General features: G+C 45.9%; 27 protein-coding genes. 23 read left to right on the plus strand and 4 right to left on the minus strand.

Going from position 1 to position 25,584, the window contains the following annotated elements; all coding sequences use genetic code 11:
• The first annotated feature begins 18 nt into the window (after window positions 1-18).
• The 10 genes from BK127_RS38040 to BK127_RS38085 all read left to right on the plus strand — a co-directional run bounded on the left by BK127_RS38040 (window position 19) and on the right by BK127_RS38085 (window position 9,737).
• Window positions 19-1,545 carry a bifunctional ADP-dependent NAD(P)H-hydrate dehydratase/NAD(P)H-hydrate epimerase gene (locus BK127_RS38040; protein ID WP_076237894.1) on the plus strand — a complete coding sequence of 509 codons (1,527 nt, stop codon included), beginning with the start codon at window positions 19-21 and terminating at the stop codon, window positions 1,543-1,545.
• A 113-nt stretch (window positions 1,546-1,658) separates the two neighbouring features.
• Complete coding sequence (locus BK127_RS38045; protein ID WP_076237895.1) at window positions 1,659-2,504, plus strand: STM4015 family protein; 846 nt, start codon at window positions 1,659-1,661, stop codon at window positions 2,502-2,504.
• A 13-nt stretch (window positions 2,505-2,517) separates the two neighbouring features.
• Window positions 2,518-3,789 (plus strand): STM4014 family protein, encoded by a 1,272-nt coding sequence (locus tag BK127_RS38050; protein ID WP_076237896.1) that lies wholly within the window; start codon window positions 2,518-2,520, stop codon window positions 3,787-3,789.
• A gap of 7 nt (window positions 3,790-3,796) precedes the next feature.
• Window positions 3,797-4,579 (plus strand): STM4013/SEN3800 family hydrolase, encoded by a 783-nt coding sequence (locus tag BK127_RS38055; RefSeq protein ID WP_076237897.1) that lies wholly within the window; start codon window positions 3,797-3,799, stop codon window positions 4,577-4,579.
• Between the two features lie 53 nt (window positions 4,580-4,632).
• Window positions 4,633-5,982, plus strand: coding sequence for an STM4012 family radical SAM protein (locus BK127_RS38060; RefSeq protein WP_076237898.1), 1,350 nt, complete (start codon window positions 4,633-4,635; stop codon window positions 5,980-5,982).
• Window positions 5,976-6,848 carry an STM4011 family radical SAM protein gene (locus tag BK127_RS38065; protein ID WP_076237899.1) on the plus strand — a complete coding sequence of 291 codons (873 nt, stop codon included), beginning with the start codon at window positions 5,976-5,978 and terminating at the stop codon, window positions 6,846-6,848. The genes BK127_RS38060 and BK127_RS38065 overlap by 7 nt, the downstream gene beginning before the upstream one ends.
• 2 nt (window positions 6,849-6,850) lie before the next feature.
• On the plus strand, window positions 6,851-7,417 hold the full coding sequence (gene cysC, locus BK127_RS38070) for an adenylyl-sulfate kinase (RefSeq protein WP_256711624.1): 567 nt from the start codon (window positions 6,851-6,853) through the stop codon (window positions 7,415-7,417).
• The gene (locus BK127_RS38075; protein ID WP_076237901.1) at window positions 7,414-8,133 is read left to right on the plus strand and encodes a metallophosphoesterase family protein; all 720 of its coding nucleotides are present in this window, start codon (window positions 7,414-7,416) and stop codon (window positions 8,131-8,133) included. The genes cysC and BK127_RS38075 overlap by 4 nt, the downstream gene beginning before the upstream one ends.
• Window positions 8,134-8,159: 26 nt before the next feature.
• Window positions 8,160-8,726, plus strand: coding sequence for a beta-class carbonic anhydrase (locus BK127_RS38080; protein ID WP_076237902.1), 567 nt, complete (start codon window positions 8,160-8,162; stop codon window positions 8,724-8,726).
• Window positions 8,727-8,804: 78 nt separating this feature from the next.
• A complete protein-coding gene (locus BK127_RS38085; protein WP_076237903.1) occupies window positions 8,805-9,737 on the plus strand; it encodes a manganese-dependent inorganic pyrophosphatase in 933 nt (310 codons plus the stop codon).
• A gap of 84 nt (window positions 9,738-9,821) precedes the next feature.
• Here the strand turns inward: BK127_RS38085 and BK127_RS38090 are convergent, their stop codons facing one another.
• Both BK127_RS38090 and BK127_RS38095 read right to left on the minus strand, forming a co-directional pair.
• The gene (locus BK127_RS38090; RefSeq protein WP_076237904.1) at window positions 9,822-10,676 is read right to left on the minus strand and encodes a 1,4-dihydroxy-6-naphtoate synthase; all 855 of its coding nucleotides are present in this window, start codon (window positions 10,674-10,676) and stop codon (window positions 9,822-9,824) included.
• A complete protein-coding gene (locus BK127_RS38095) occupies window positions 10,673-11,314 on the minus strand; it encodes a futalosine hydrolase (protein ID WP_076237905.1) in 642 nt (213 codons plus the stop codon). Before BK127_RS38095 ends, BK127_RS38090 begins: the two co-directional genes overlap by 4 nt.
• 167 nt (window positions 11,315-11,481) lie before the next feature.
• Between BK127_RS38095 and BK127_RS38100 the strand changes: the two genes are divergently transcribed.
• Genes BK127_RS38100 through BK127_RS38110 form a run of 4 tightly spaced genes read left to right on the plus strand, consistent with a single transcriptional unit; the run spans window position 11,482 to window position 13,490 of the window.
• Complete coding sequence (locus tag BK127_RS38100; protein WP_076237906.1) at window positions 11,482-12,072, plus strand: TVP38/TMEM64 family protein; 591 nt, start codon at window positions 11,482-11,484, stop codon at window positions 12,070-12,072.
• A 34-nt stretch (window positions 12,073-12,106) separates the two neighbouring features.
• On the plus strand, window positions 12,107-12,265 hold the full coding sequence (locus BK127_RS44220; protein WP_179097751.1) for a hypothetical protein: 159 nt from the start codon (window positions 12,107-12,109) through the stop codon (window positions 12,263-12,265).
• A gap of 35 nt (window positions 12,266-12,300) precedes the next feature.
• The gene (locus BK127_RS38105) at window positions 12,301-12,585 is read left to right on the plus strand and encodes an ATP-binding protein (protein WP_179097752.1); all 285 of its coding nucleotides are present in this window, start codon (window positions 12,301-12,303) and stop codon (window positions 12,583-12,585) included.
• A 38-nt stretch (window positions 12,586-12,623) separates the two neighbouring features.
• Entirely contained in the window at window positions 12,624-13,490 is an 867-nt protein-coding gene (locus tag BK127_RS38110; protein ID WP_076237908.1) for an aldo/keto reductase, read from the plus strand.
• Between the two features lie 4 nt (window positions 13,491-13,494).
• Here the strand turns inward: BK127_RS38110 and BK127_RS38115 are convergent, their stop codons facing one another.
• A complete protein-coding gene (locus tag BK127_RS38115) occupies window positions 13,495-13,713 on the minus strand; it encodes a hypothetical protein (RefSeq protein WP_076237909.1) in 219 nt (72 codons plus the stop codon).
• Window positions 13,714-13,927: 214 nt separating this feature from the next.
• On the opposite strand from BK127_RS38115, the gene BK127_RS38120 reads away from it, so the two are divergent.
• Both BK127_RS38120 and BK127_RS38125 read left to right on the plus strand, forming a co-directional pair.
• Window positions 13,928-14,902, plus strand: a complete 975-nt coding sequence (locus BK127_RS38120) for a carbon-nitrogen hydrolase family protein (protein ID WP_076237910.1) — start codon at window positions 13,928-13,930, stop codon at window positions 14,900-14,902.
• A 58-nt stretch (window positions 14,903-14,960) separates the two neighbouring features.
• A complete protein-coding gene (locus BK127_RS38125) occupies window positions 14,961-15,485 on the plus strand; it encodes a DinB family protein (RefSeq protein WP_076237911.1) in 525 nt (174 codons plus the stop codon).
• A 114-nt stretch (window positions 15,486-15,599) separates the two neighbouring features.
• Here BK127_RS38125 and BK127_RS38130 read toward each other — a convergent pair whose 3' ends face one another.
• On the minus strand, window positions 15,600-16,352 hold the full coding sequence (locus BK127_RS38130) for an alpha/beta fold hydrolase (RefSeq protein WP_076237912.1): 753 nt from the start codon (window positions 16,350-16,352) through the stop codon (window positions 15,600-15,602).
• Window positions 16,353-16,467: 115 nt separating this feature from the next.
• Between BK127_RS38130 and BK127_RS38135 the strand changes: the two genes are divergently transcribed.
• The 7 genes from BK127_RS38135 (at window position 16,468) to BK127_RS38165 (ending at window position 25,417) form a co-directional block, all read left to right on the plus strand.
• Window positions 16,468-17,679, plus strand: a complete 1,212-nt coding sequence (locus tag BK127_RS38135; RefSeq protein WP_256711625.1) for a helix-turn-helix domain-containing protein — start codon at window positions 16,468-16,470, stop codon at window positions 17,677-17,679.
• A 242-nt stretch (window positions 17,680-17,921) separates the two neighbouring features.
• The gene (locus tag BK127_RS38140) at window positions 17,922-19,256 is read left to right on the plus strand and encodes an ABC transporter substrate-binding protein (protein WP_076237914.1); all 1,335 of its coding nucleotides are present in this window, start codon (window positions 17,922-17,924) and stop codon (window positions 19,254-19,256) included.
• Between the two features lie 70 nt (window positions 19,257-19,326).
• On the plus strand, window positions 19,327-20,196 hold the full coding sequence (locus BK127_RS38145) for a carbohydrate ABC transporter permease (RefSeq protein ID WP_076237915.1): 870 nt from the start codon (window positions 19,327-19,329) through the stop codon (window positions 20,194-20,196).
• Window positions 20,197-20,317: 121 nt separating this feature from the next.
• A complete protein-coding gene (locus tag BK127_RS38150) occupies window positions 20,318-21,103 on the plus strand; it encodes a carbohydrate ABC transporter permease (protein ID WP_076237920.1) in 786 nt (261 codons plus the stop codon).
• A gap of 131 nt (window positions 21,104-21,234) precedes the next feature.
• A complete protein-coding gene (locus BK127_RS38155) occupies window positions 21,235-23,022 on the plus strand; it encodes a cache domain-containing sensor histidine kinase (RefSeq protein WP_076237916.1) in 1,788 nt (595 codons plus the stop codon).
• 253 nt (window positions 23,023-23,275) lie between these two features.
• A complete protein-coding gene (locus BK127_RS38160; protein ID WP_076237917.1) occupies window positions 23,276-24,553 on the plus strand; it encodes a BNR-4 repeat-containing protein in 1,278 nt (425 codons plus the stop codon).
• A 93-nt stretch (window positions 24,554-24,646) separates the two neighbouring features.
• The gene (locus tag BK127_RS38165; protein WP_076237918.1) at window positions 24,647-25,417 is read left to right on the plus strand and encodes a response regulator; all 771 of its coding nucleotides are present in this window, start codon (window positions 24,647-24,649) and stop codon (window positions 25,415-25,417) included.
• Window positions 25,418-25,584 lie beyond the last annotated feature (167 nt).

Consider the following 25,584-nt stretch of genomic DNA (forward strand, 5'->3'; position numbering starts at 1 on the left):
AGAGGAGGGGCAACAAGCATGTATGTCGTCAATTCGCAGGAAATGAGAGCTATTGATCAATATACGATAGAACAAATCGGCATCCCGGCTATGGTGCTGATGGAAAACGCAGGAAGAGCGGTTGCCGAGGAGGTATCGCTTTATGCAGGTGAGCGGCTTCAACGTATTGCAGTGTTGGTTGGCAAAGGCAACAATGGTGCGGACGGACTTGTCGCTGCCAGGCATTTACAGGAAGCTGGACATAAGGCGGAAATCATCTACGCGACAGATCCAGCAGGCTTTGTGGATGAAGCGGCAGTACAGAGAGATATCGTCCATAATTTGCGGATTCCTTCCTCTACTTACGCAGAATTATGTGTTCAATGGCACAGCTATGATTTGATTATCGACGCATTACTGGGCACAGGCAGCCGTGGAGCGCCGCGTGAAGTCGTTGCAAAACTTATTATAGAGGCTAATGAGAGCGGCCTTCCTATCTATGCTGTCGATATTCCAAGTGGGCTGGATCCGAACACAGGGTATGTGCATGATGCTTGTATTCGCGCCACCTGCACCATTGCATTAGCCTTCCCCAAGCGTGGACTGGAGCAGGAGCCAGGTGTAGAGCAAGCAGGGCGTGTGAGTGTTCGTTCTATCGGCATTCCGCAATCTGCAGCCGAACAATTGAAGGTTCGTACCTACCGAATTGAAGAGCCACTGCTCTCGGATACACTGGGTCTGAGCAGCTATAGACGGCGTGCTTCCAATTCCAATAAAGGTACCTTCGGGCATGTACTTGTCGCTGCAGGGAGCCGCTCCATGAGTGGTGCAGGTTTATTGTGCTCCAAAGCAGCCCTGCGAGCAGGAAGTGGCTTGGTGACCTGGGCACTGCCAGAAAGTCTGCTTGATGGGATGCTGGGACAAATTCCCGAGATTATGATGCGAGGCATGGCTGATGAAGGCCGTGGTGATTGGGGGAAGATTTCCACACAATCGATCCTCGAGCTGGCAGCAAATAAGGCCGCGATCGTGTTCGGACCGGGTATAGGACGCTTTGACAATGATACCCATTGGCTCCGGGACATCTGGGAACATACAACTTGCCCGCTTGTTCTGGATGCTGATGCTTTGAATATGCTGGGTTCCTCCATTGGACTAGATGCCCTGTCGCGGCGATCGGCTCCTGTTATTTTGACACCACATCCCGGAGAAATGGCTCGTCTGTGCGGTAAATCGATTCCTGATATTCAAGGAGACCGAATTGAAACGGCACGCTCCTTTGCCTGGAAGTTTGGCGTTACCTTAGTTCTCAAAGGTGCGCGCACTGTCGTCGCTACTCCAGAAGGTGAGGTATACATTAATCGTACAGGTAACGCGGGAATGGCTACTGGAGGTACAGGAGATGTGTTGGCAGGGATCATAGCCGGACTGCTCGCTCAAGGCATGTCAGCCACACAATCGGCCGCTCTCGGTGTCTACTTGCATGGTTCAGCCGGAGATCGTGCGGCGATCGGCAGACCCTATATGGCTTCCTTAATAGCGAGCGATATTATCGATCAGCTGTAGAGGTGGTAGCGAGATTGGTAAAATTTGATTTGCAGATGATCAGCAGGTAACATAAATAGAAGCAACAACGTATTTCAGAGTTCAAAAAACGCATTTCCAAGGAGGTACTATTAATGACTGAAGTCCGATTAGTGCTTGACTATGATGATCACGAACAAGGTCAGACGATGGAAAAATTAATTGAAGAACTTGCCGCCAAACCAGAAAGTCGAGAGCTGCATTCCTTAATTATAGGCTCTTGGGGGGATGCTTACGAGAATGATTCAAGTGCTTTGGCACAGGCTATTATTCAGGCGCGTGAGCAATTTCCGAATTTGACAAAGCTGTTTATTGGCGATATGGAAGGGGAAGAGTGTGAGATTTCCTGGATCAAGCAATCCGATCTCACACCGCTGCTGGACGCTTATCCGAAGCTGCAGTCCTTTACCGTTCAGGGCAGCGAGGGTTTGCGGCTGACTCAGCTAAAGCATGCTCACCTGGAGGAGCTTATTATCGTCTGTGGAGGACTGCCTCTGGAAGTGATCCAAGACATTCAGACTGCCGAGCTGCCGGAATTAAAAAAGCTAGAATTATATTTGGGCGTTGATGACTATGGATGGAATGGCAGCCTGGACGATCTGAAACCATTTATGAGCAAAGCGCTGTTCCCCAAGCTTACCTATCTGGGTCTGAAGAACAGTGAAATTCAAGATGAAATTGCGATTGCGATCGCGGATGCTCCCATATTGGACCAACTTCATACCCTTGATTTATCACAAGGAACTTTAAGCGATATCGGAGCGGAAGCTCTCCTTGTCAGCAGCCGAATTCAAAAGCTCTCATTCCTCAATTTAAGTTATCATTACATGTCTGAAGCGATGATCAAGCGTTGGAAGGAATCAGGCATTCAGGTCGATGTTAGTGACGAGCAGGGTGGTGCCGATGAGGATGATTGGCGTTATCCGGCAGTAACGGAGTAAAGTGTCAAACTTCTTGGAAGCGAACCGTCAGCTGATTGTTATCGGAAATCCAGGGAATAAAAGAACGTCTTTCTTACAAAAGGCTCGTACCCGTCTTGGACTTCCTCCAGCTCATCTCATTTCCTATCTCGATTGGTTGAGGTATAAGGGGAGTCCAGGAGAGTTATTACGACCTTATTTACAGGACGACAAGCTATTGCCTCTAATCCGCCTCGATTCTCCTGGCGAGCAATTCGAAGTAGAGCGGGAGCTGATTGCGCTTGGAGCGGTGTGTGCGGAGGAAGGGAATCGAATGGATCCATCAACAGAGGCTTTATATCAATCCGCTGCTGCTTTAGATGCCTTTCATCCGCTGCACCATTTAAGTACTGCAGCACGGATTTCCCCACAGGAGGCGCGTTATCTTGTTCAGGAGCAGGGACGCATTTACCACCCTGCCCAATGGTTTCGTGGTTTCTGTAGACTCCTGCACCAGATCAAGCAGCAGGCCGAATCGCTGTCGCCATCCGTTCGTTGGATGAATGAACCGGCAGAAATTGCCCTGATGTTCGATAAACGCCGCTGTAATCAGCTGCTTGGAGCTCATGATGTTCCGGTTCCGCCAATACCCGCAGCTCTGGGCAGCATCCGCAATTATGAAGAGCTGAGGGAAGCTATGCGAACCCGTCGAATGCACCGTGTTTTTATTAAGTTGGCCTTTGGCTCTTCGGCATCAGGTATAGCGGCTTATCAGATGAATCCATCAACGGGTGCCGAGGTTATGGTTACGACGATCGGTCAGGAGTACCGTGACCACGAATCCGTCTATTACAATGCAGGCTCGCTAAGAAAATATACCGATACCACAATCATCAAAACAATAGTGAATTGGCTATGTGAGCAGGGTGTTCATGTCGAGCGCTGGATTGAGAAGGCTTCTGTCCCAACTGCGCTGCACAAGCAAGTATTTGACATTCGTCAGCTGGTTGTAGGTGGGCAGGCTTGTCACAGGGTCGCCCGTCTCAGTCGTACACCCATTACCAATCTGCATTTGCGCAATGATCGTGCAGACCCTGCTGACATAGGCCTTACACCGGAAACTATCAATCGTATTGAAGAGATTGCTCAGGCAACGATGGCTCTATTCCCATCTTCCTTCGTTGCTGGGATCGATGTTCTGTTATCACGTGGCTCCCTTAAGCCGTACATCGCTGACATCAACCCGTTTGGTGATCTTGTATATGATGTACAATTTAACGGGTACAGCACTTATGAATGGGAAATGACTTGTATCTATAAAGGATGAAAGCTGTATGATCAATATGAACGAGATTGTTGGCACACATGACATTCTCTTTATTACACTGGATACATTACGTTATGATGTAGCCAAGCTCGAGGAGCACAACTGTCCGAATTTATGCGGATCAGGCTCCTGGGAGAAGAGGCACACGCCAGGAAGCTTCACTTATGCCGCTCATCATGCTTTTTTTGGAGGTTTTTTGCCGACACCAGCAACGACGAATAAAACGGAGCATACGCGGTTATTTCATTCCAAAGGAACAGGACTCAAGACACAGCCGAATACCTGGTTGTTTGATACGCCCGATATCGTATCGGGTTTACAATCCGCCGGATATCGGACGATTTGTATCGGGGGCGTTATTTTTTTTACAAAAAAAGTACCTTTAGCCAAAGTGCTTCCGTCCTATTTTCAGGAAAGCTACTGGCGTCAAACCTTTGGTGTTACTCAACCCCGATCTACCGAGCACCAGGTGAACCATGCATTGAAGCTGATTGGCAAGTATGACCGGGAACAGCGATTGTTTTTGTTTATGAATGTTTCCGCTATCCATGGTCCTAATCATTACTTTGTGCCTGGCGCGCGACAGGATTCGCCGGAAACCCAAAGAGCCGCATTGCGTTACGTCGACGCTCAGCTTGGTCCACTTATGGACGCCATGCGAAGCAGAGGCCCGACTTTTTGTATCGTTTGTTCCGATCACGGAACCGCTTTTGGCGAGGATGGCTATCAGGGTCACAGGCTTGCGCACGATGTTGTATGGACAGTCCCTTACAGGGATTTTGTATTATAGTGGAGCTGCAAAAAATATTGGACCCGCAATTATAGTGATGAAAGGAGAACAACATGCTTCCTATTCAAAAAGAGCTTGATCTTGAGCTGTGGAAGAAACACCTGATGGCTGATCCCTATTTATCCTATCTCTATGCCTACCCTCATAAAACAGCTTACCGCGAGCTTGATCCTCCATTATCATTGCCCGAGCTCTGGGAGAAGGAGCAGGGTGAGTCTTTCTTTTTGTATATGCATATTCCTTTTTGTGCAATGCGCTGCGGATTCTGCAATTTATTCACACTGCCTGACCGTCGTGATGATGTACATGAGCAGTATGTTGCGGCTTTGGAACGACAAGCCCGCCAGTGGGCACCGTTCGTCAGTCATCGTCCCGCTTCACGGTTTGCAATCGGCGGGGGCACACCGACCTTATTGAATGAAGTGCTGCTCGATCGATTGTTTGTGATCGCCGAAGAAGTGATGGGATTGGACTTGAGCAGAACCTCGATATCTGTTGAGACTTCGCCGGATACGGTAACCGAGGGCCGCATAAGGCTGCTGAAGCAGCGAACGGTGGATCGCGTCAGCATGGGCATTCAGAGCTTTACCGATACGGAAACGACAGCCATACATCGTCCACAAAAAAAAGCGGAGGTTGTCAGAGCGCTAGAGCTCTTGAAGCAGGCTGATTTTCCAATCCTTAATCTCGACTTGATTTATGGATTGCCTGGGCAAACCATGGTATCGTGGCTGTATTCGCTGGACAGTGCAATTGTGTACGAGCCTGAGGAAATCTTTATTTATCCGCTCTACACACGTGAGAATACGTTCTTGAAACCTGAACAAGTGTCGGCAAGCGGACACGATATTCGAATGGATTGTTACCGGGCGGCCTGTGATAGGTTAGCGAGTGCAGGATACGTCCAATATTCGATGCGTCGGTTTGCCAAACCGGATGCGGCCCCAGTTAAAGAGCTGCTTCCCTTCAGCTGTCAGGAGGAGGGGATGATCGGGCTTGGCTGCGGCGCTCGTTCCTACACAAGGAATGTCCATTATGCTTCTCGATATGGTGTCAGCTACAAGGCTACGAAGAGCATCATTGCCGATTATGTAGCTACTACCGATTACACTAAGGCGGATTATGGATTTGTGCTGAATATTGCTGAGCAGAAGCGTCGATTTATTTTGAAAGCAATCCTGCATCGCGAGGGTTTGGAGCTCGCTTCCTATGAGCAGCGCTTTGGGACGGGTGCATTGAACGATTATCCGGAATTATACCTGCTTATCGATAGCGATTTGGCTCAAACTGCGAATGGCATTCTTCTGTTAACGGATCAGGGCTTGGCCTATTCAGATGCTATAGGAGATTGGTTTATTTCGGGTGAAGTCAAGGATTTAATGAAAGAGCATGTGTTATTATGAGTACACTCTATTATCGTGGTGCTTTATCCTCGTGCAACTATGACTGTCCTTACTGTCCCTTTAGCAAAACGACCGATAGTGCCGAGGTGCTTGCTCAGGATCGTGCTCAGCTGCAGCGATTTGTAGGATGGATCCGTGCGCAGGCGGGAAGCGGATCACGGTTTTCGATTTTTTTCAACCCGTATGGTGAAGCATTGGTTCATCGCTGGTACCGAGAGGCTATGGTTGAACTATCGCATATGGAGCATGTGGACAAAGTGGCTGTTCAAACCAATTTGTCTGTCAAGCTGGACTGGACGACCGAATTAAATCGGGAAAAAGCCGCTTTTTGGGCAACCTATCATCCTGAGCAAACGACGGAATCGAGATTTTTGTCGCAGGGGATGCAGCTGTATAAACAGGGAATTCCGTTCAGCGTAGGTACAGTTGGGCTAAAGCCGTATTTTGAAGCTATTCAGTCCATGCGTAGATCGCTGCCTGAGGATGTTTATCTATGGGTGAATGCTTTTAAAGACAAACCTCGTTATTATACGGCTGAGGATGTAGCGATTTTGCAAGGTGTTGATCCGTATTTTGAGCATAATCTGGCGGACTATTCCAGCCTGGGACGAAGGTGCAGAACGGGGCAGAATGTGTTCTTCGTATTAGGCTCAGGACAAGTCAAACGCTGCTACAAGGATAAACGAATGATCGGACATTTATATCGGGACGGGCTGGCTGCATTGTCCAAGGAAAGGCCGTGTCAGCTTAAACAATGCGGTTGCTACATCGGGTATGTGCATATGCCTGAGTTATCGCTGCAAGCGGTCTATGGAGCCAGTCTGTTGGAGCGGATTCCCGAGTCATATGCACATAAAGGAGTATGATCTTGAAACAGGAAGCTGCACGAGAAGGCTGGATATGCTGGTTCACTGGCTTATCCGGTTCAGGTAAAACGACAACAGCATTGGCGTTGACGGATGCTCTGTGCAAGGATCAACGGAAGGTTGAGCTCTTGGATGGTGATGAGCTTCGTACGGTAATCGGGAGTGGGCTTGGATTTTCCCGCGAGGATCGTATGGAAAATATTCGACGTATCGTTTATATCGCCAAGCTGCTGTCACGCAACGGAATTACAGTTGTCGTTTCGACGATAAGCCCTTATCATGAAATGAGACGATATGCTCGCAAGGAGCTCCAACAGTTTGTGGAGATTTACGTCGATTGTCCACTTGAAGAGTGTGAACGCAGAGATCCAAAGGGACTTTATAGGAAGACCCGACAGCATCAAATTGAACATTTTACAGGAATTACAGACGTCTATGAGCCGCCGGAGCAAGCCGACATCACGATCAACACGATAAGTCAGACTCCGGAAGCGAATGCCGCGATCATTAGGAGTTGGCTGCATAGGAACAGAACCATAACAGAAACAGAAGGGAGGATAAAGGAATGAAAATTGCTTTTATAGCAGACATTCATGGTAACGCGCTTGCGTTGGACAGTGTGTTGGCTGATATCCAAAAGAAAGAGATCGATCGTATTTATGTACTGGGTGATCTTTGTTATCGCGGCCCAGAGCCCAGGCGGTCACTGGATTTGGTTCGATCCCTGAACACAGAGGTTATCAAAGGAAATGCAGATGAATGGGTTGTCCGCGGTGTTCGGGAAGGAGAGGTGCCAGCTAAAGCCTTAGAAATGATGAACCGGGAAAGGGATTGGACCGTCTCTCAGCTTGAGGCTTCCGATATCGATTATTTAAACCAATTGCCGACAGAGCTCAGTCTCACTGTGGATGGAATCACAATTAAGGCCTTCCATGCGACGCCGGATAGTCTATTTGATGTTGTTCTACCAGGTGCAGATGATGCTATTGTTGAATCCAAGCTCATGCAGGAAGCAAGCTCGCAAATTTTTATTTACGCACATATCCATAAGCCTTATATTCGATACTTAAATGGTAAGATGATTATGAATACCGGTAGTGTAGGTTTACCCTTCGACAAGCTGGCGATGGCTTCGTATGCAACGGTGGAAATTACAGAGGGAGTTGTTCAAACTTCGATTGTACGAGTACCGGTGGATATTGAGCGAGTCGTTCAGCAGTATGAGGAGGTTCAATATCCCAATGCAGCCATGATGGCTGATGTAGTCAGAAACGCTAGTGTATAATCGGATTGAAGGAGAAGAGAGAGCATATGACGATAGTTTCTAACTTTTTGGAATTTAATAAGCAGTTTGTTGAACAGAAGCAGTATGAAGAGTATTTAACGGACAAATATCCTGATAAAAAAATAGCGATTTTGACCTGTATGGATACACGTCTTGTTGAATTACTACCCAAGGCACTGAATCTTCGCAATGGTGACGCGAAAATTATTAAAAATGCCGGCGCTATTCTCACGCAGCCCTTTGGCAGCGCCATGCGCAGTATTTTGATTGCTATATATGAAATGGGAGCCCAGGAAGTATTGGTAATTGGACATACCAATTGCGGTATGACCAACTTGGATACGGGAAAAATGGTTGATAAATTCCGTGCTGGCGGAATTTCCGATGCCGTTCTCTCCACGCTGGAAAACTCCGGTATTCGGATGGAACGTTTTTTGAGGGGCTTTAACAGCCCGGAGGAAGGTGTGGCGCATAGTGTCAAAATTATCCGTAACCACCCACTGATTCCAGCTCATGTTCCTGTACATGGTTTTATTATGGACGCCGAAACAGGAGCCTTAGAGATGATTATTGACGGATATGAGAACGTTTGAACTCTGTAAAACTATTGGAATATGACGTATTTAAATGTATAATTAAATGGACAATTAATTTAACTGAGGAGTAAGATGATGGAAAAAACACTTATATTTGGACACAAAAACCCGGATACGGACACGATTTGCTCGGCAATTGCTTATGCGGATTTAAAGACAAGCCTTGGCTTTGAGGTTGAGCCTGTTCGGTTAGGAACGATCAGTGGAGAAACGCAATTTGCCCTGGATCATTTTCAGGTAAAAGCGCCGCGGTTGGTTGAAACCGTAGCAAATGAAACGGACAGCGTAATTCTCGTCGATCATAATGAGCGTCAGCAAAGTGTTAGCGATATTGATAAGGTGCGTGTACTTGAGGTTATTGATCATCACCGTATCGCTAACTTCGAAACGAGTCATCCTTTGTACTATCGTGCTGAGCCTGTTGGCTGCACAGCTACGATATTGAACAAGCTGTTCAAAGAAAATAACGTGCAAATTCGCAAAGAAATCGCCGGACTTATGGTATCTGCTATTATTTCCGATACACTTTTGTTGAAATCACCAACCTGCACAGAGCAGGATGTGGCTGCAGCACGTGAATTAGCCGAGATTGCAGGCATTAACCTGGAAAGCTATGGTTTGGAGCTGTTGAAGGCAGGAGCAGATCTGAGCGGCAAAACGATTGCTGAATTGATTTCTCTTGATGCCAAGGAATTCCAAATGGGCTCAAGCAAGGTTGAAATTGCACAAGTTAATGCGGTTGATACGAACGATATTCTGGTTCGTCAGCCAGAACTGGAAGCAGCTCTTACTACAATTATTGCTGACAAGGGCCTGGATTTGTTTGTATTCGTAGTTACGGATATTTTAAATAACGATTCCGTTGCATTGGCATTGGGCGGTTCCACTCAAGCAGTTGAGCAAGCCTACAATGTAAAGTTGGTCGATAACAAAGCAGTTCTAAAAGGTGTCGTTTCACGCAAATCACAAATCGTACCTGTATTGACTGAGGTTTTTAACAAAAATTAATAGCTTGATGTGTTCCTTTACAAGCTACATAACTTGTTGTAAAGAAAGAGGCTGCCAGCGATTATGCTTGGCAGCCATTTCTATTTAAACATCTTTAAACAACCGTAATGCCTCCCAATCCATCTGTGGAACCAAGCCTACTTCCGCAGCACGCTTTAGCAGTGCGGTGATCGCCCCATATCCATCATCACCCAAATCGGCACTGAATTCATTGACATATAAATCAATGTGGGCTTGAGCTACTTCAGGGGCAAGCTCCTGAGAATGGCTTAGTACGTAGTCGCGCGAAACCTCTGGGTGTGCCCACGCATACTCCACTGAAGCCCGAATCCATTTACTGATGGCTGCCAGGTCTAAAGAACGATGAGCAATGATCGCTCCGAGTGGGATAGGCAAGCCTGTATCTGCTTCCCACCAGCTGCCCAGGTCGACCAACATGTTCAATCCGTAATTAGGATAGGTGAATCTGGCCTCATGAATAACAAGTCCGGCATCAACCAGACCATCCCGAACTGCCGGCATAATTTCATGAAAGGGCAGAATTACGATTTCACCTACGCCTCCAGGTACATGCTGAGCTGCCCAAAGGCGGAACAGCAGGTAAGCAGTGGAGCGTTCACTCGGTACGGCAACCTTAAGACCTTTCAAAGCTGCCGGGTCTTTGATGGCGTTCACTCCACCAGCACTCAGTACGAGTGGACCACAACCTCTGCCGAGTGCTCCTCCACAAGGGAGTAGAGCATATTCAGATAAAGCCCATGGCAATGCCGCGTAGGAAATTTTCATAACCTCCGGTCCGCCTCCATGTGCCGCCAGTCCATTCGTTATGTCGATATCTGCATACATCACATCAAGCTCAGGCGCGCCAGGCAATAGGCCATGTACCCAGGCATGAAAGACAAAGGTGTCATTGGGACAAGGTGAAAAAGCGATTTTCATGTTAATACCTCCATTAATACATTGCTGGCTGATTGCAAAGCTTGTAGTGCATCCTGGATACGCCAGGCACTGCGGTCCCTTGGACCTACCGGATTGGAAATTGCGCGAAGCTCCAGAAAAGGAACTCCACCATATTGGGCTGCTATAGCCACACCGTAACCTTCCATGGCCTCGGCTGCTGCTCCAGGGATACGCTTAGAAAGCTCTGTTGCGGTTGCTGTTGAACCCGTCACGGTGGATACAGTTAGAATAGGACCCGTGTGAACGGAAAGCCCTGCGCTCTGCAACGCTTCAGTGATCCGCTGGGGCCATTCTCTGTCCACCTGGATGCGGGATGAACCAAATCCAAGCTCATCGAGACTGAGAAATCCGTCTGCAGATTGAGCGCCGAGATCCGCGGCAATGATCTCATCAGCCATAACGAGCGATCCAATCTCGGCTGTACCTGCAAAGCCGCCGGCAATACCGGCACTAATGACCAGATCATAAGGTGCTGCAGCTAATAAAGTTGCGGTTCGAGCAGCTGCCGATGCTGCTCCCACACCAGCAATGCCGACATGAAAGCTCGAACAATTATGAAGTCCACGTAACACCGCATCCCTCTCAACTTCAACTGCGGTCATCACAAGTATGTTCATTATCTATGATCCCCTCTTATTTTGTTAGCCGCTTGGCATCAAGGGCTTGTAATGGTCGTCCAACTATTTTAGTATACTTTATAGAGAGCAATGTGCAAATGTCGAGATGATGAATGGTATACGGTACGGATGAAGCAGATGCCTGATAGAAGAGGGGATAAGGCAACATGAACTGGATAGACCAACTAGCCGGGTTAACTTGGGAAGACGTCGAGCACTATCTGAATCGTTACGAAGCGTTGGGTCCCTTACCTGGGATTCTTGCACCCTTCATAGAGTCTCTAATCCCTGTACTGCCACTAATTGCGATTATAATCGCCAATGTAAATGCCTATGGTTTGTGGGAAGGTGCTTTATGGTCATGGATCGGTGTTGTTAGTGGTGCGGTTTGTGTGTTTTTGTTTTTTCGCAGGTTCGGGGTTCGATTCCGCAATTTTATTGAACGCAAATATCCTAAAGCCGGAACTTTTATCGGATGGCTGGAGCAGCATGGTTTTACACCGATTTTTGTGCTGGCCTGCTTCCCATTTACACCATCGGCTTTCGTAAATATTGTAGCGGGTATATCGAAGCTGCCGAGACGTGTATTTCTGATAGCAACAGCTAGTGGGAAAGCTGTCATGATCCTAATCGTATCTGTAGCAGGACATGACTTGGGGAATTTGTTCAAGCAGCCTTGGAAAATGGTTGCGATCCTGCTCGTTTTTGCATTGATTTGGTATGCAGGTCGCAGGCTGGAGTCGCGTTACACCAAATAAATATAAGGTTTGCTAACTTGGAAGAGGGATTGCCATGCGTACGGATCACATCGATATTTTATCGATAATCTCCAATAACTTATACAAATCTGCCGAGCAGGTTATGCAGATTGCAAGTGAAATGATTAATGCCAATACGTTCTGTATTGCGATTAATGACAGGTTAACGACAACCGTACTTAAAAACCTTTAATCGGGAAGTGACTATGCTTGAGGAAGGTCTGATTGTTGGTATTTGTAAAACTGCTTGCTATCGATAAACGAGTCGGCACCGCAAGTCTTCTGTTCTCAGTAGAGGATAATGGAAACGGAATTCCTGACCATCAGGTCGATCGCCTGTTTCAGTCCTTTACCCAGATCCATGTGGCAGACTCCACAGAATCCGATACGGGAACCGGACTTGGACTCTATATTAGCAAGCAGTTGGTTGAACTGATGAATGGCCGCATCTGGCTTGAGCAATCAAGCAGCAGTGGCGCCTGCTTCTCTTGCGAAATTACGTTATCGATTTAATGGATTGCATAACCATTCTTTCACATGGAGGTCAAACAATGACGACTAACCACAATATAGCTGGCATACTCCTTCGCGATGGTGCCATCGTGCCGAGACTTGGGCAAGGGACATGGTATATGGGGGATCGCCCATCTCACAAAAGCGAAGAAATCAGAGCTTTGCAGCTTGGCGTGGAGCTTGGTATGAATCTGATCGATACCGCTGAGATGTATGGCGATGGAAAGTCAGAACTGCTTGTCGGGGAAGCTATCCAGGGAATCAGGAATCGGGTATTTGTTGTATCCAAGGTGTATCCGCATCATGCCGGCCTAAATCATATCGTTCAAAGCTGTGACAACAGCTTGCGGCGCTTGCAAACGGATCGTCTGGATCTATATCTGCTTCATTGGAGAGGCAGTGTTCCTTTTAGCGAAACGATAGAAGGCATGGAGAAATTGGTTGAAGCCGGCAAAATATTGCGCTGGGGTGTGTCCAATCTGGATATTTCCGATATGAAGGAGCTTACGCGTCTAAGCAAGGGCACGCATTGTGTGACGAATCAGGTTCTGTACCATCTGGGCTCAAGGGGAATTGAATACGATTTGCTTCCGTGGCAGCAAGAGAATGGAATGCCTGTAATGGCCTATTGTCCGCTAGCACAGGCCGGATCCTTAAGAAAAGGTTTGATTGGCCATCCAACCGTTAAGGAAATTGCCGAGCGGCATCAGGTAAATCCTTTTCAACTGCTTCTGGCTTGGTGTATTCGAAGCGGCCAAGTGATAGCGATACCGAAGGCATCCTCTGAAGCGCATGTCATCCAGAATGCTGAGGCAGCGCGCATCCAACTAACAGAAGAGGACTTAAGCAGGCTGGATGCGGCCTTTCCAAAACCGACGCGAAAAACTCCGCTTGATATCGTATAGTCGTTTAAGAGTTCAGCCTGACAATATAAATGAAAAATGCAACATATCCCGACACAATTACAATCAAATAAATCCATGACAGTCGGGACCATTTTCCTTTGGTTCGGGTATCATATTTGGGGTTCCCTTCTTTGTTTTTCTTGGAAAAGCCGACGAGAAAGGTAGCAGCAGTAGCCAGTAACAAGATGGTGGCAAATAACAAGTAGTAGATATATAGCGACATTGACGATCACCCCGACACATGTGTTTTATACTCTTACTATATCAAGTACAAATGAAGTCGTGATCCTCCATTTTGCCTGCTTTTAACCCATCCGCTTCCTGCTTTGACTTTGTCTACAGCGTGCTTCTACCAAATGGGTGGTGAAAACACCAAGTGAGTGGATGGTTACAGATCCATGAAATCCATCTAAGATGGTGAAAAAGGAGTGGATCTGATGACAGAACGTACAGAACGACAAGTTGTTCGCGTAGCTGTGGTGCAATCTGCACCCCTATTATTTGATAAGGTGGATGCTATTGCGAAGATTGCTTCTTGGACCCAGGCTGCTTCCAAGGAAAAGGCGAAGCTTGTGGTGTTTCCAGAAGTATTCGTATCGGGTTATCCAAGAGGTTTGAGCTTTGGTACCCGTGTCGGGAGCCGTAGTCCTGAGGGACGAGAGGACTGGTATCGATATTGGGAGAGCTCGATTCAGATTCCAGGTGCGGATACCGAGCTGATCGGTGAAATAGCAAAGGAAGCCGGTGTTTATCTGGTAGTCGGAGTCGTCGAGAGGGAGTCTGGCCTTAGTCAGTCTACTCTGTATAATTCAATAGCTTATTGGGGACCGGATGGAACGCTGCTGGGGAAGCATAGAAAGCTGATGCCTACTGGCTCCGAACGGCTGCTGTGGGGGATGGGGGATGGAAGCACGCTAAGTGTGATCGATACGCCCTTTGGCCGGATCGGTGGATTGATATGTTGGGAAAATTATATGCCGCTCGCCAGAATGGCTATGTATGCCAAAGGAATTGATATCTTGGTTACTCCGACAGCTGATGCTCGCGATACCTGGCAGGCGACCCTGCAGCATATTGCTGTTGAAAGCCGATGCTTTGTTATTTCCAGCAATCAATATGTGACCAAGGACAGCTATCCTCAGGATCTGGCTTATTATAAAGACATCTTGAATGATCCGGATATTTTGTCAAGGGGTGGGAGTGCGATTGTGAATCCGCTTGGCGCTTATGTGGCGCCTCCGCTTTTTAACAAAGAGGGCTTGCTTTTTGGAGATCTGGATATGGCTCTCGTTCCGCAAAGCCGCTATGATTTTGATGCAGTCGGTCATTACAGCCGTCCTGATGTGTTTCAATTGCGAGTCAATGAAGCTTCACAGGAAACTGTTACTTTTAAAGAAAAATTACTTTTTTAAACAAGCGGGCCCAATGAAATGATATACTGGGTAAAACCTTTGAGGAGAGGATTCATTCATGTCTATACGGCCTGCTTACGATGAGTATAACGAATATTTTGAGCGGTATGTGAAGTTGGTTCCAGAAGGTAATATCCGAGAGATTCTTACTCAATCCCTCAAGCGTACCACGGATGTTTTTTCAACGATTACGGAGGATCAAGCCAATTACCAATATGCCCCCGGAAAGTGGAAACTAAAAGAAGTACTGGGCCATATTACAGATAACGAACGGATCATGAGCTACCGGCTGCTTCGCATTGCAAGAGGGGACAAAACGCCGCTGTCTGGTTATGATCAGGATGATTTGATGAGCGGTGCTTCCTTCGATACCTGCCCTATGTCAGATATCTTGGAGGATTACACGGTTGTACGTCAGGCCACTTTTACTTTGCTCAGGGGGCTGTCTGAGGACGCATGGGCCAGAAGAGGCATTGTTAATGGGAATGAATCCTCCACTAAAGCGTGGGCTTACATTATTGCCGGTCATGAGCTGCATCATATGAACACAGTCAAGGAAAGATATTTAAATCAATCGCTGTGAGTCTTTGAGCAGGCAATAAATCCCCTTCATAGAACTTTACTAAACACGTTCATGAGGGGGATTAAATTAGGTATAACCACTAACGCTGACAGCTTGTTATAGGACAGAAAATTACTAGGTGTTGTATACCATCTTTAACATATCTCTAACTGCTTGGATAACTGCTTGTGGTCGATCTATGTGGATTGCATGCCCAGCATCTTCAACAATCCTATGTTGGGTACGAGTTGACAAATCAGCAAGCTCTTTTTGAAATTTCAACCATACCGTCATAGATTCCTTCGTGTGAAAAGGTTGCAGACCTCCCGTTAACACAATAAGTGGAATGTTTCCAAGAGATTTAACGCTACGAACTTGCTCCAGACTTTCTTCAACCTCGTTAAGTGAGCCTTCCACAACAAATTGATTATAATAAGCTTCCTGAACTTCTTTTGAAAATAAAGGCGCCATTATTTTATTCTGGTCCTCATGACAAGAGTCTAAGAGGATTACTCCTGCAACCTCCTCCGGATATGTACTTGCAAATAATCTTACATTTAGTCCTCCAAATGAATGTCCAACTAATACATATTGAGGCTTTATACCTGCATTTCTAAGTAAAGCTCGCAGATTTTCGACACTTTGCTGACTATGGCGAGGTCTGTCGTCCTTTTCACTTTTACCAATACCAGCTCTATCATAAGTAAACATTTTTGAGAACTTTGATAGGTCATCTCGGATTGAATCCCAGTTTTCTAAAGTACAACCATATCCAGAATCAAAAACAAGAGTTGGACCGTCATGGCTTGCCTCTGAAAATTGATAGTTAAGCTCGATTCCACCAATATCTAATTTGTTGCCCATTTCATTTCGAGCAGCTTTGCTCATGTCTAATCCTCCAAGTTCAATGTGATTGAACTTATCTTAGCATTTACTTATTTCCTTTTCAAGCCAAAGTTTAATATAATTGAACTAATTGATTCTAATAAAAGGAATGCTGCAAATGAATGAGCTAGGAAAACGAATACATAAATTAAGATTAGAAAAAGGCATGACACTTGTAGATTTAGCTGGTAATCAAATGACGAAGGGAATGCTAAGCATGATTGAAAATGGTCGTGCGAACCCTTCGATGGAGAGCTTAAAATTTATTGCGCGCCAGTTGAACTGTGATCCTCATTATTTATTAGAAAATCATACATCTGATGAGTTGAAATACTTATTTAACCAAGTAGAGGAAGCATTCCACAAAAATAATGATGAGCAGATTACTAACTTGACACAAGGCTTGTTTGATCAGCAGCTTCCAACATCGTTTGAGTCTGCCAGAATATTAGAAATTGGTGGCCGAACGGTTGTTAAGAACGATCAGGAACAAGGAGAAATGTTGATCGAACGAGCAGTGGCAATTTATGAGCAGCTTTCCCTATTTAGTCATTGCGTAGCAGCGAAAGTACATGTGGTAGAAAATCGTGCTAAAAAGGGTAATTACGGTGATGCTCTTAGATTGCTGCGAAGTATACAAAAAAAGTATCATGAAAAAGCAGCGGTGATTGATACGGTAGTTGAAGTTGAAGCGAATTACGTTGAAGTGGTCTTGCTCTTCGGGGTAGGTGATTATAAATCAGGAAAGATTAAGCTGAATCATTTAATTGAGCTGTCCAAGAGGAAAAGGGTCTTTTACAAGATGGATGATATTTTTCGAATTGCAGCGTTTCAATCCCTTATTCATAACAATGAAAATGATTATGCTTACTTTATAAAGAAGTCTGAGCAGTTTGCTGTTTTTAGCGAAAATGATGGGTCGCTGGCTTTTACGCTTTTGCTTCAAGCTCATTATCACAATCAAACATCAAAGGATTATGAACAAGTCCTTTTTTACTTAAATGAGTTTGCTACCTTGTTGAAGGGTGAGATCGGTAGTGACTATTATTATCTGGAAAAAGGTAAAGCACTTTTAGGAATAGGACAGGTGGAAGAAGCCTTAGTAGAATTGAACCAATTCGAAATGCCCACCACAATAAGTTACCCTCTTGAATTATCTATCCTCTACACCGCAGATGCGTATAAGGCTATTTGCCTTTTGCAACTGGGAAGAGTCGAAGAAGCTTCGAGCTATGCGGCAAGGGCAGCTAGAAATATAGGCCCGCTCCCAAGAACACCTTATCAAGAGTTTATAAATAATACCTTGGATATGGTGAATAAAAGTCTCTAAAATAAGCTCAATTCCATTGTATAGGTTAAGCACAGCTCCTGATCCTGATGTGGGATTCAGGAGTTTTTTTGTCGATCCTCGGATTCACTTATTATTGGATAAATAACGAAATCGTTCTATTGACACAAATAGTTCCAAGAGATTGTTCTACAATTCCAGAGAAACTGTTCATTATCAGGCTGCTGCTGTGAATGCTATAGTTGATTTGTGGAAACAACCATAATAGGTCCGGAGGGGTTTCAATGAAAAAAAATCACACAATCAGCATGATCGCTGCCATTGCGGCATGTATGGTCGCAGCAACAGGCTGTTCGACAGGGATGGATAATTCAGGGGGAGCATCCAATACAGCAGCACCAGCTGCAAATACTGCGACTGCCAAGAAAGAAAAAATCACATTAACGATGTGGGGCGGCGTACCCGCAGAGTCAGGCCCACAAGGCGTAGTAGACGCCTGGAATGCCAAAAATTCCGATGTTCAGGTCAAATATGAGCGGTATGTTAACGATGACGCAGGTAATATGAAGCTGGATACAGCTTTGGCGACCGAGCAGGATGTAGATTTGTTCGTTAACTACACACAGACACAGCTGCAGCGCAGGATCGATGCCGGATTTACCCAAGATCTTGGGACTTACACGGACTACAATATTGAAGAAAAGATTCAAGGCTCCGGTGAATGGAAAATGAATGGTAAATATTATGCCATGCCGACCAGTAAAAGTCATTATTTTGTATGGTTCAACAAGGACTTGCTCGATCAAGCTGGACTCAAGGTGCCGACCGAATGGACTTGGACCGAGATGAGCGCCTACGCGGACAAGCTGAAAAGCGATAAGCGATATGGTCTGGTACAGCACACGGAACCATTGCCTGATCCACTGGACTCTGTGTCCGTCAAGTATGGGTATACAAAGCCGGATGGTTCCTCCAATATGGACCATGCCCTGTATGGAAAATGGCTGGAAACGATGAAAGCCATGATGGCCGATGGCCGCGCGACACCCCCATATGCTGAGCAAATAACTTCAAAAATGCCAGTGGATACCGTCTTTCTGAAGGGTGAAGCTGCAATGCTGAATGCGGGTACCTGGATATTCCGCAGCTCAAATAATACGAAAGATAACCCGAGAACATTCAAAGTCGCATTTGCACCAGTACCACGTTTAGTGGACAACGCATCAGACTTCATCTCGCGTGGAGGTACCGGAGATTCGATATCGATCAATGCCAAATCCAAAAACAAGGAAGCAGCATGGACCTTCCTTAAGTGGTATGCAGACGGAGGGATGCTTCCGATGGTACCTGGAGGACGTTTCCCGGCTTCCAAATCAGTAAATCAGGATGAGGTAATGAAGCTGCTGCTAGGAGATAATGCGGCAACGTATGATCAGGAGTCGTTAAAGAGGGTTTTATTCAATGACGTACCGAAATATGCACGCTCCCTTCCGAAGCAGGTCTTGGATTTACGTCAAGAGGAATATGAGAAGTTTTTCACAGGGAAGCAGGATGTGAAGGCTACACTGGATTCCATTGCCAGAAGACATAATGATTATATCAAACAAACAAAAAAATAAACGAATGAAGCGAGGGGGGAGCAGCGACTCTTCCCTCGACATTCACTCATGACGGATTGGAGTGGAATCAATGGGAAGTAAGCAACGATGGGTCGGATATGCATTTATTTTGCCTAACCTGATTGGGGTGCTTCTATTCTTTATCATACCGGCTATATTCTCTGCGGTTCTGATGTTTACGGATTGGCAATTTACGAGCAAGACGTATCACTTTATAGGATTGGATAATATCAAGCGTTTATTTCATGATGAACTGTTTTATCTTTCGCTGAAAAACACGATTTTTTTCCTTATTAGTGTGCCGATCTCCGTCATATTAGCTTTTGTGGTTGCCGTTGTCCTCAATCGTTCCGTATATATGAAATCACTGCTTCGCGCACTCTATTTCATGCCGTATATTACGAGCGGGGTGGCCGTGGCATTCGTATGGATGCTGTTATTTCAGCCGAAACAAGGTCCCATCAATATGATGCTGATGAAATTGGGCTTCGATCACCCGCCAGGCTGGTTAACTTCACCGGATACCGTTATGATCGCGATCGACATCATTTGGATTTGGTTTATGCTTGGCTATAATATGATCATTTATTTGGCAGCACTTCAGGAAATTTCACCGGAATTGTTGGAAGCGGCCAAAATCGACGGCGCTTCGGTTAGACAAAGCGTGTTCAGCATTATGCTGCCGCTCGTAAGTCCTACCACCTTCATGCTTGTGGTTACGGGATTAATTATGACGATCAAAACCTTTGGCATTATAGAAGCTTTGACTCAGGGCGGACCGGGTAATGGCTCGCTGATCTTATCCTTATACGTCTATAAAACCGCATTCCGCTATTATGAAATGGGTTATGCCTCCACAGTGTCCTGGGCTTTATTTGCAGTGATTCTGGTCATTACGGGCGTTCAATGGTTTGGCCAAAAGAAATGGGTACATTATTAAGGAGGCTCGTCTGATCATGAATTCCAAGGCTGATTACACTATTCCACGACGCAGCCCGGTGCTCGCCACAAATCGAAGATCCACCCTCCGGGGTTTGCAAAAGGGATTGCTCACACTCGTGATGGCTGCTTTTGCTATCATTATGGTGCTGCCCTTTATATGGATGATTTCGACATCCTTCAAAACACCTGCAGCTGTGTTCGAATATCCGATTCAGTGGATTCCTACACATCTGGTATGGGAGCATCATATCAAGGTATGGACGGGAACGAACAGCTTTGTACCGTACTATCTCAATTCCTTAAAGGTTGCATTGATCAGCATGACGGGGGCGACGCTGCTCTCGGCGCTGGCAGCCTATGGTTTCACGAAAGTGGAATTTAAGGGAAGAGATTCGTTGTTCATGCTGTATCTGGCGATGATGATGATTCCACCTCAGGTGCTGTTTGTTCCCAAATTTATTATGTTTAAATGGATGGGTATCTTCAATACACATTGGGCGCTCATTTTACCGGGTATGATTACGATATTTGGGGTTTTTATGATGAGGCAGTTTTTTATCTCGATCCCCAAGGATATTTCCGAATCGGCGTTTATTGATGGGGCCGGACATTTCAAGATTTTTACACGTATTATGCTTCCCTTGTCGAAGCCTGCGCTCGCTACTCTGGCGGTAATCGATTTTTCCTGGCACTGGAACGATTTTGAAAATGCGCTCGTTTTTATTATTAAACGCGAATTGTACACGGTGCCGCTCGGTTTGCAAAATTTCATTCTCGAATTTAACGTCGATTATAACGGGATGATGGCCGCGGCTGCAGCTGGCATACTGCCGATGCTGGTTGTGTTTTTAATCGGTCAACGGTTTATTATTGAAGGTTTATCCAGTACCGCTGTAAAAGGATAACGAGATTCAGATGCAGGAACAGGCCTTCTTGAAGGGGGCTTGTTTTTCTCGATTCCTGGAGTGATCGGACATGCTATAATAGCTTGTGATACAAATGTAAGTCGGTTGAATTTCAGGAAGGGGTTGATTCCGTGTCGAGCAAGCTGTTTGCCTTATTTCCCAAAACGCTCAAGAATCGCCTGTTTCTGGCATTCGTTATGTTGATACTGCTTCCTTATGCTTTTTTGAATGTTTACAATTTCAATAGTGTTGAAGGGGTTTTGAGAAAGCAGACCGCCGATCAAAGCCTGGAGCAGATGACTACGCTGCAGAAGTCATTGGAGGATCTGCTGAACGTTGTCTACAAAACCGTAACACTGATGGAGCAGGATGTGTTGGTAACCTCGATCCTTCGTGAACCTAATGAGCATGACAGTCTGCGAAGGGTATATATGATTGATACCAAATTCAAGTCGATCATTAACAGTCTGTTTATTAGCCTGTCGCCGGTTTATTATACATTGTTGGATGGTTCCGGCAACGTCTATGCCTCCTATACACCGAATGAGAGCTTGTCCTATAGTCAATTGACGCAGGAGCCCTGGTATACCGCAATCTTGCAGCAGCCTTATCGTTATGTCTGGAACTGGGACAAGAATTACGTAAGCCGTGATTTGTCACGAAGCCCACAGCTGCTTACTTATTCAACACCACTGCGGGACAGGGACGGAACCCGATATGCTGTTATGCGGGCAAGTGTTGACGTATATGAGTGGTTTCGTGCAGTTACCCAATTTAATGAAGAGACGTATTTGCTGCTGGAATCGGATGGAACGATACTTGCTGATAGCAAGAGCGGGAGAATCGAGAAGACGGAGAGACTTGCTGGAAACCATAAGCTGGATCATAAAGGCTATTATGTGGAGGGTGAATACTTACATATTTATACGGAGCTGCCGCGAATCAATAAATACATGATGAAGCGTGTGCAGATGAATCAGATTTATGCTGAGGTAGATCGGCTGAAGAAGTCGTTTTTTACTGCATCGATCACGTTTACGTTGGCCTTTATTACGATAACATTGCTGATTGCGTCTACGATTACCAAACCACTGCACAATTTACAACGCAAGATGGCCAATGCAGTAGACAATAGATTTCGAGTCCAGCTGCCTGAATCCAAATACCAGGGGGAAATCCTGCAGCTAACCCGTACCTTCAATCAGATGATGGCCGATATGGAGCAATTGATCCAGCGACTTAAGGAAGAGGAACGGAACAAAGAAGCGGTCAGATTCCAGATGCTGCTATCGCAAACGAATCCTCATTTTTTGCTGAATACACTCAATACGGTTAAATGGTTGGCACTGGTTGAGAATCAGCCGGATATCGCCGAGATTTGTGTGTCCTTGGGAAAATTACTTGAGGCAGGCTTAAATTCAGAGCGCGAATTGATTTATTTGAAGGATGAGCTTGGTCTGGTGGAGTCGTATATTTATATCCAAAATTTTCGTTACAAGCAGTTGTTTGATGTGCAATACGAGGTGGAGCCAGGTCTGGAATATGCGCTGCTGCCCAAGCTAAGCCTACAGCCGCTCGTTGAAAATAGTATTCAGCATGGCTTTATGGAGATGGAGAAAAAGGGACTTATTACGATTAGAGCGTATGCAGAAGAAGGAAAGTTGTACCTTGAGGTTGAGGATAATGGATCAGGATCAGCTGGGAAGCATACAGGCAAAACGATTAAATCGGATCGCCAACGAGGGGGTATCGGGATCAGCAATCTGAAAGAAAGACTTGGGCTGTTATTTAAAAGCAATGCAGGTCTGGAAATGGTCGTATTGGAGCAGGGAACTCGGGTGCGATTTTATTTTCCACTTCTGATATCCGAGCCGTATATTGACGGGCACAACTTGTCTGTCCAAGCTGATGAAAGATAAATGGAGCATTGTGGAAAATGTTCTATCTAATCCTACTATACTATGGAATCACGGGATATTGTTCTATAACCAGACGAATTTGACACTTATACCGTTTATTTCTCCTGTGATACGATGAGTTTGCAATCAGCTATGTGGAATCTATCTTGTAGAAGACTAGCATGCAAACGCTTTTATCGTAAATCCAGGAGGTGAGTACACCCGTATTTGGTAGAAGTATAGGCTTCTTACTAAACAAGTGGAGGTATGAACAATGAAATGGTTAACATTAGGTAAAAAGCTCGTGGTTACTGCTACTCTAATGACCCTACTGTTGCCGGCAAGTATAGGCAGCGCCGCGGCGGTATTAACGGAAGTACCTTACTCGATTGATTCCAGCAACCAGGCCGGCTGGTGGACACCACTGGATACTTATGTCACGGGAAACGAATATGCGTATATGGCCTACAATGCACCAGGCAGCACAGCAGGCACACATAAAATTAATATTGCCAGAAGAGATAATTCAGGAAGCTGGACGAATATTCCGGTAATGAACGGAACCACTGCTGCTGAGTACAGCGATGATATTGGGCATAATCAACCATCTATGGCCAGAGACGGCAGCGGCAGATTCCACGTATTTGGTTCTATGCATACGAACACCTGGCGATATTTTCGTTCGGATACAGTAGGGGGTAGTCCTCAATATCATTCACCGGATATGCCGGACTCGACGCTCAAGGTCACCTACCCCGTATTGACGACAGCACCGAATGGTGATTTGTATTTGATGGTTCGGGGAAGTGATGATGCGAATACGCGTCGTAACGGAGTCTTGTACCGCTGGAACAACAGTGCCAGTACATGGGGGAAAGTGGCTGTCATCGCATCAGCAGCGAACAGATCGGTATATCCGGATGATTTGGTCTTTGACTCGAACGGTGATCTGCATATTTTGTTCGAATGGTCGAACTTTCCTTCCAGTGGACTGCGTCATGAGCTATCCTATTTAAAATACAGTCCTTCAACAGGAATCTTCTCCAAGGCAAATGGATCGGCAGTAACCCTTCCTGTAACGAATGCAACGGTTGATATTATTCAACCATTAACTGGCAGCGAAATTTACGTTGCAGACTCAGGGGTTCCGGACGGGCCCGGCGTACAGAGCGCCAAGCTGGCTGTGGATTCATCAAACAGTCCCAAGGTTGCTTACCGATATCGGGAAAGCGGAAGCTCGATTTTCTCCGTGAAGTATGGCTACGTGAGCAGTGGTGCATGGAATGTCCAAACGGTATATGATACCAGTCAAACGAAAGCTGCTATTGATATAACCTGGACAGGATCGGATAAAAGAGTATATTATGTAACCGATACGGGTACCGATAGAGCTTTCATGGCAGTCAATACGAGCGGATCGACCTGGACTTCAACATCGATTGCTCCCGGGAAGCCCATTGAACGGCTGGCTGTAGAGCGGAATGCAAACGGGATCGATATATTGTACCTGGTAGATATCAAGAATTTAAAATTGTACTACGGCAGAAATTAATAGCCTGTGAATCGTGCTGATTGTTAACCGTGCTGCGGAACTTACGGATCAGGCGTATGCGGCTATAGTAGACAAAATCAGGAGGTGAGGAACATGTGGACCGTATTGCTGGTGGAGGATGAGGTGTTCGTTCGGGAATCGGTCAGGCGGATTGTGGATTGGCAAAGTCTTGGCTTTAATGTGATCGGCGAAGCCGGGAACGGTGAAGAAGCACTGGGCTTTATTGAGCAGCATCTGCCTGATTTAATCATCTGTGATATTCTTATGCCCAAAATGAATGGTGTGGAACTGCTGCAGCGGGTAAGAGAACTGGAGATCGGCAGTCGGTTTATTATGCTGTCCTGCCTCAGTGATTTTGATTATGTGCGGAAAGCGTTAGAGTATGGCGCTTCCAATTATATACTTAAGCTGTCCATGAATGTTCAGTCGTTGATGGATGCGCTCGTCAAGGTAGAGGTGGAGTTAAGCAAGCAGCAGGCTTCCGGACTGTCGATACCCCCTTCACGGATAGATACACCCCAGCAGGCCGATACCGGGCACCGTGAGGTGGATAAGCTGATCTCGTACATGAAAGAAAATTTTCGCAGCATGATTTCATTAAGAATGCTGGCCGAGCACGTTTCTATGGATGAGAAATACATCAGCACCTTGTTTAAGAAAAAAACAGGAACCAACGTGATTCAATTTCTTCATCAGCTTCGAATTGATGAAGCCAGACATCTGCTGGAGCATTCCAATATGACGGTTTCGGAAATCGGCACGCAGGTCGGGTATGAGAACGATAATTATTTTATTAAAATTTTCAAGCGGTTTACTGCCTTGACGCCAAACAGCTATCGAAGCCGTGCTCGTCTTAGGGGTTAATTACCACCAGTGAAGGATTAGGAAGGAATGAATTATAGCACAAACACAAAGAAGCACTCAGCGCAGGCTGGGAGCTTCTTTGTGTTTGTATACGTCAGACTGTCTAACAACTGAATGCTGAGCACTCTTTAAACCGCGAATTCATGCTATTTTGCTCAAATAAACGT

This window comes from Paenibacillus sp. FSL H7-0331 (genome assembly GCF_001956045.1).